The organism is Phormidium sp. FACHB-592 (genome assembly GCF_014695795.1).
GTDB lineage: Bacteria > Cyanobacteriota > Cyanobacteriia > Leptolyngbyales > Leptolyngbyaceae > Stenomitos.
On sequence record NZ_JACJOZ010000003.1, the window covers coordinates 1 to 5144 of the forward strand.

Annotated in this window: 7 protein-coding genes; 5 read left to right on the forward strand and 2 right to left on the reverse strand. The window is 52.6% G+C overall.

Annotated elements, in window-relative coordinates:
* On the forward strand, positions 1-162 hold a 162-nt coding region (locus tag H6F86_RS00030; protein WP_190446051.1), incomplete at its 5' end, for a LuxR C-terminal-related transcriptional regulator.
* A 167-nt stretch (positions 163-329) separates the two neighbouring features.
* Here the strand turns inward: H6F86_RS00030 and H6F86_RS00035 are convergent.
* Positions 330-467, reverse strand: a complete 138-nt coding sequence (locus H6F86_RS00035; protein WP_190446053.1) for a hypothetical protein — start codon at positions 465-467, stop codon at positions 330-332.
* A gap of 117 nt (positions 468-584) precedes the next feature.
* On the opposite strand from H6F86_RS00035, the gene H6F86_RS00040 reads away from it, so the two are divergent.
* The 4 genes from H6F86_RS00040 (at position 585) to H6F86_RS00055 (ending at position 4380) form a co-directional block, all read left to right on the forward strand.
* Complete coding sequence (locus H6F86_RS00040) at positions 585-2150, forward strand: GMC oxidoreductase (RefSeq protein ID WP_190446055.1); 1566 nt, start codon at positions 585-587, stop codon at positions 2148-2150.
* A 106-nt stretch (positions 2151-2256) separates the two neighbouring features.
* Entirely contained in the window at positions 2257-2742 is a 486-nt protein-coding gene (locus H6F86_RS00045; protein WP_190446057.1) for a nuclear transport factor 2 family protein, read from the forward strand.
* A 143-nt stretch (positions 2743-2885) separates the two neighbouring features.
* The gene (locus tag H6F86_RS00050) at positions 2886-3839 is read left to right on the forward strand and encodes an NADP-dependent oxidoreductase (protein ID WP_190446058.1); all 954 of its coding nucleotides are present in this window, start codon (positions 2886-2888) and stop codon (positions 3837-3839) included.
* Entirely contained in the window at positions 3832-4380 is a 549-nt protein-coding gene (locus tag H6F86_RS00055) for an IS6 family transposase (RefSeq protein WP_199304902.1), read from the forward strand. Before H6F86_RS00050 ends, H6F86_RS00055 begins: the two co-directional genes overlap by 8 nt.
* A gap of 141 nt (positions 4381-4521) precedes the next feature.
* Here the strand turns inward: H6F86_RS00055 and H6F86_RS00060 are convergent, their stop codons facing one another.
* Positions 4522-5076 carry a PadR family transcriptional regulator gene (locus tag H6F86_RS00060; protein ID WP_190446060.1) on the reverse strand — a complete coding sequence of 185 codons (555 nt, stop codon included), beginning with the start codon at positions 5074-5076 and terminating at the stop codon, positions 4522-4524.
* Positions 5077-5144 lie beyond the last annotated feature (68 nt).

A 5144-nucleotide genomic window follows, 5' to 3' on the forward strand; every position in this document is an offset into this window, starting at 1 on the left:
TCACTGGCACAGGGGATGAGTAATGCCGATATTGCGGCTGCTTTGAGCATCGGTGAAGGCACGGTCAAATCTCATGTCAATCGAATTTTGAATAAGTTAGATGTGAGCGATCGTACCCAAGCAGTGATTGTTGCCGTTAAACGCGGCATTGTCAGTTTATAGGATGTACTTTCGATCAAATTCGGATTCTAACTTAAGTTAGAGTCAGCCTTCTACTCCGCGATGGCATGGTTGCTCTATCAATTTGTACTGTAAAAATTTTAACTTGCTGTAGACGACGAGTTGAAGGCAGTCTCCTACATTGAACTTATTCCGAAAGAAAGTGAGTACTAGAACTGGACACGCTCCAGATAGCTAGGAAAAAACGACATTGATTGAATTTGAATCAAAAAGGAGACAAACCCATCAGCAACACCATCGACACAATGATCGATCCCAATGACAGCGTGCTGCTGCTGATTGCTCATCAGAGCGGACTCTTCCAACTTGTGCGTGACATTGAACTCCCAGTCCTCCGCGCCAATACCACCCCAATGTGCGGCATGTGCCGTGCGGAGAAGACCTTACAGGAGTAATGAAATGAAATGAAAGGCAATCAAACAATCAACGCAACAGAACAGAGCCGCCGAGACTTTGCTGGGCGCGCTGGCCGAGCAGAGTTTGACGTCATCATCGTCGGTGGCGGATCCGCTGGCGCAGTGCTGGCCAATCGCCTGAGTGCTGATCCATCTCGCCGTGTCTTGCTGATCGAAGCGGGCAAGGCCTATCCCCCAAACGCCTATCCCGACCCAGTCCGCCGCCAGGACCTAGTGGGTGGCGATCCGCAGCACGACTGGGGCTTTTACAGCGAGCCTGGCGTGCTGGGCAGAAGGCTTCAGCTCAACCGCGGCAAGGTGCTGGGTGGCTCGTCTGCCATCAACGGTGCAGTGGCGATACGGGTGCCGAAATACGACCACGATCGCTGGGCCAAGGCACATGACCTCGACGCCTTGAACTGGCAAAGCTCGCAGGCCTTCTATCGTTCGCTGGAGCGTACCTCCGGCACTGGCGGCGACGGCCGCGACGGCTGCGTCCCCATCCACCAGCTCGGCGATGAAGAAGTGTCTGACCAGCATCGCGACTTCATTGCGTCGGCACTGGCTGCGGGCTACCAGCGCACATCGGGTTTTATGACGGGGCAGCCGCTGGGCGTTGGTCCCTATGTGATGAATACCCGCATGGGTGTGAGGCTTAACACAGGAATGACCTTGTTGGGTGATGCGGTGCGCGCCCGACCTAATCTGACCATCCGCGACGAGACGCTGGTCGATGCCGTGTTAGTGGAGCATGACCAGGCCCAAGGCGTCCGACTGGCTGACGGGGCGATCATCCTAGCCGGTGAAATCATCCTTTCAGCGGGCACCTATGTCAGCCCGGCGATCCTGATGCGTTCCGGCATTGGCCCCTCTGAGGTGCTGCGAGGCCTTGACATCCCGGTCGTGTCCGATCTGCCGGTCGGTCGCCGTCTACAGGATCACCCAATGGTTCCGACCGTCTGGTCGATTCGCAAGGAAGCAGTAGGCCTTCCGTATCCACCCATCGGCGCAATGCTGTGGACGGCATCCAACCACGCGACGAACGGCGAGGCAGATCTGAACATCAGCACCGCGACCCTGCCCGACGGTGGGCAGACTTCCGACGGCGCGATATTCCTGCTGTTCGCTGCGCTCGTGAGACCGCGTTCCGTGGGTTCCCTCACCATCGCCAGCCGTGATCCCTATGCTGCGCCCATCATCGATCTCGGCTTCCTGACGGACAGCGGTGACCGCGAGCGATTGGTCGATGGTGTCGAAGTCATCCGGAACATTGCGCGTCAGCAGCCTTTTGCCGATATGGTGGGTGCAGAACTGGCGCCGGGCGCGGCAAAGAGCGACCGCGCTTCGATCAACGCCGCGCTCGCGGCCTTTGTGCAGAGCTATCAGCATCCGACCTCCACGGTACCCATGGGCGGACCGCGCGATGCCGGAGCCGTGGTGGATCTTGACGGGCACGTTCGTGGCGTCAAGAGCCTGCGAGTCGTCGATGCCTCGATCTGGCCTGACGTGCCCTCCGTCGCAACGGCTTTCCCGACCATGATGCTGGCCGAAAGCATCGCTGCCCGGATGGCCTAAGAGAAGTACGCAATCAGTGAAAGCAACCCCGCCCGAAAGAGCGATAGCTCTGAGATTTGCCGCAGGGGCAAGTCAACATCATCAACCCCAACTTGGACACAATCACATGAAACAAGATCATCTCACAAGCGACGTCACGCTCGCCACCGCCACACACGCACACACGCAAGAGGCTGGCAAGGGTCTGACCGCAGCGCAATTGCTGAAGCGCAGTCTGGACACTTTCCTAGCCAAAGATATTAAGGGCTGGGCTGAACTCTGGGACGAAAACGTCGTCGCCGAATTCCCCTTCGCGCCCGACGTGGCGTCCAGAAAGCTGGTGGGCCGAGCGGCTTTCTACGAGTATTTGAAGAACTATCCCAGCGTCATCGACATTCAAAGTACTCCCACGTTAAAGATCAACGCCACCGACGACCCCAACATGGCTATTGCCGAATGGAGCGTCTCAGGCCGGGTGATCCCTAACGGCAACCCCTATGAAATGAGCTACGCCACGTTTGTCACGTTCAAGAACGGGCTAATCGTCACCTACCGCGAGTACTGGGACCCGATGGTGTTCATGGCAGCCATGAGCGGTGCAAAGTTCTGGTGACCTTGGCGAGTTGCTAAAACCCTTTCTCCCCAATAGCATTGTCTATCATCCACCGCAGATAAACTCTGCATCACAAACAAGCAACTCTCAACGGTCAGTATTTATCTACCTCAAGCTTCGTTCACCTCATTCCTAAAAAAGCAATGAAAGCTATTGTTCTTGACCATTATGGAACACCTGATGTTCTATATCTGACTGAAATGCCTGATCCAGTACCTGGTACTAACGAAGTATTGGTACGAGTCTATGCATCCAGCGTGAACCCTGTTGATATTGGCGTTCGACAAGGGCGTGTTTTATCAAGTGAACCACATCATTTTCCCATGATTTTGGGGTGGGATGCCGCAGGAATTGTTGAAGATGTAGGAGATGGTGTGACTGATTTTGTTGGAGGCGATCGCGTCGTACTGATTTCAGAGCAGCCTTCCAGCGGCAGAGGTACTCATGCAGAACTCGTTGCAGTTCCGTCAACACAGATTGTAAAACTGCCTGAAACCATCAATTTTGTAACTGCTGCTGCCATTCCTCTAGCCGGTATTACAGCTCTTCAAGCCGTTAAAGCCCTCTCGCTATCACCTGGACAACTGATTGTGATTAATAATCCACTGGGTGCAGTGGGCGGCTTTGCTAGTCAGATAGCACGGCAGCTAGGGCTAAAAGTGATTTCCCCTATATCACCTCACTTAGCAGAAGAAGCACGTATCCAAGGGGTTGAATGGGCGGTTCCAGTTGACCAAAGCTTGAACAATGCTGTTCGTGAAGTAGTACCTGAAGGCGTTGATGGGGCGATCGATCTGGTTGGAGCAGACATTGCCCATCAGACTTTCAGTGCCGTGAAGAATGGTGGAGCTTATACAACCGTACTTCCAGAATGGTGGAAGCCGGGAGGTCCTTACACTGAAGATCGAGCCATCAAACCAATCGTGGTAGAAAATAAACCCAATCAAGCTGACTTGTCTAAGCTAGTTGAATGGTTGAATCTTGGTGTTTTATCTCCTCGAATTGAGCAGACATTCTCATTAGCTCAAACGGCAGAAGCACACAGACTGCATGAAAAGCCTGGTTTGACTCGGAAGCTAATCATAGAGAATGCGTAAAAGATTTTCTTCAGCTAGGCATCGCTTTCACCTAAAACGAACTCAATTACCTATTCGATGGCATCTCGACGAAGTGGTTGTCACAATCAAAGGGCAGCAATACTATCTGTGGCGAGCGGTGGATTCAACTGGGAACGTTCTAGAGGTGTTGCTACAACGACATCGGGATACGAAGGCAGCGAAGCGCTTTTTTCGTAAGCTGTTGAAGAAACAAGGGTTCGTGCCACGAGTGATTGTCACCGACAAATTGAAGCGTTACGAAGCTGCAAAGAAACGAGTGCTGCCGAGCGTGGAGCATCGACAGCATAAGGGATTGAACAATCGAGCAGAGAATTCGCATCAACCCACACGAATCAGAGAAAGGCGAATGCGACGCTTCAAATCTGCGGGACAAGCGCAACGATTGCTCTCAGCCTTTGAGCCGATTCGAGGACACTTTCACCCGAAGCAACATGAACTAACTGCAAAACGATACCGAGAACAGCTACGCCAACGATTTGAAGCTTGGCGAGAAGTTGCTGGGCTAAAGTCTGCTGCGTAATCAGAGTGATCAAGACTGCTTAGGAATTATCATGCCTAATTTTGACTGTACTCCGTTAAGTTGATAATGCCGTCGTAGCCAATGCTTGAATTTCTGTTGACTTTCCATCGCAATATATTCAAAGGAATTTACGTTGATTGGCTACGGATTGTTGCGATCGCGCAGCGTGTGCATAGCACGTATCGCCTTTTCCAACCAATCTAAATAAGTCTGTTCCCGTTGCTTCACTAAGTCCAAAACCAGTCGATGCAGTTTTTGTTCACGTGATGCAGTCGGATTACTCAAAGATAGAGCCTCGATCGCCTCACACTGGGCTAGCTTTTCTTGCCGTGCTTCCAGTTCCTGCTCTAGCAGATACACGATCGCCTCGTTAGGCAACTGAGCCGCCAAATAGAGTTGCACCAGCAACGGCTCTCGCAACACGGGCAACGGCTGATGCGTCTGAAGCCAGTGGGTTAACTCTGCTTCACCTGCTTTGGTAATCCGGTAAACCTTGCGATTAGGGCGATCGTGCTGAATCTCAACAGTACAGGTAATCCAACCCTGTGACTCCAGTTTGTCTAAAGTCCGATAAATCTGTGCCTGATCTGCTGGCCACAGATGGGAAATGCAATCGTCAAAACACTTGGTTTTGAGGTCGTAGCCTGTCCACTCCTGTTGTTGGAGCAGACCCAGAATCACATGGGCAAGAGACATAGGCGGTTTACCGAACGAATAGGGAGGACAAGCCTTACCCATAGAATTGATATACTTCTATGCTAATA

Bases quoted from the DNA above. Each gene is read 5' to 3' on its own strand.
- H6F86_RS00035 (WP_190446053.1), bottom strand. From the start codon at position 467: ATGAGCAATCAGCAGCAGCACGCTGTCATTGGGATCGATCATTGTGTC.
- H6F86_RS00045 (WP_190446057.1), top strand. From the start codon at position 2,257: ATGAAACAAGATCATCTCACAAGCGACGTCACGCTCGCCACCGCCACA.
- H6F86_RS00055 (WP_199304902.1), top strand. From the start codon at position 3,832: ATGCGTAAAAGATTTTCTTCAGCTAGGCATCGCTTTCACCTAAAACGA.
- H6F86_RS00060 (WP_190446060.1), bottom strand. From the start codon at position 5,076: ATGTCTCTTGCCCATGTGATTCTGGGTCTGCTCCAACAACAGGAGTGG.
- H6F86_RS00050 (WP_190446058.1), top strand. From the start codon at position 2,886: ATGAAAGCTATTGTTCTTGACCATTATGGAACACCTGATGTTCTATAT.
- H6F86_RS00040 (WP_190446055.1), top strand. From the start codon at position 585: ATGAAAGGCAATCAAACAATCAACGCAACAGAACAGAGCCGCCGAGAC.